This is a genomic window from Exiguobacterium sp. SH5S4, from assembly GCF_004337045.1.
Classification (GTDB): Bacteria; Bacillota; Bacilli; order Exiguobacteriales; family Exiguobacteriaceae; genus Exiguobacterium; species Exiguobacterium aurantiacum_A.
On sequence record NZ_SJUQ01000092.1, the window covers coordinates 1 to 295 of the forward strand.

1 rRNA gene is annotated in these 295 nt (G+C 50.5%); it reads left to right on the plus strand.

Annotated features, from left to right (window positions below):
• A 16S ribosomal RNA gene (locus EVJ32_RS16105) occupies window positions 1-103 on the plus strand; the annotation flags it as partial.
• Window positions 104-295: the final 192 nt, after the last annotated feature.

The window sequence follows — 295 nt, forward strand, 5'->3', positions numbered from 1 at the left end:
TGAGGTAACCGCAAGGAGCCAGCCGCCGAAGGTGGGACAGATGATTGGGGTGAAGTCGTAACAAGGTAGCCGTATCGGAAGGTGCGGCTGGATCACCTCCTTTCTAAGGAAAATGCCCATGTGGCATGCCCATCGTTCAGTTTTGAGGGTTCGTCCCTCGATTGTTCTTTGAAAACTGAAGATTCATCAAGACATCAAACCAAGAAAAATATGCATGGTCCGTTCGGACCGTGTGTCTTAGAAACGCTAGATCAAGGTAGAAAGGGCGTACGGTGGATGCCTTGGCACTAGGAGC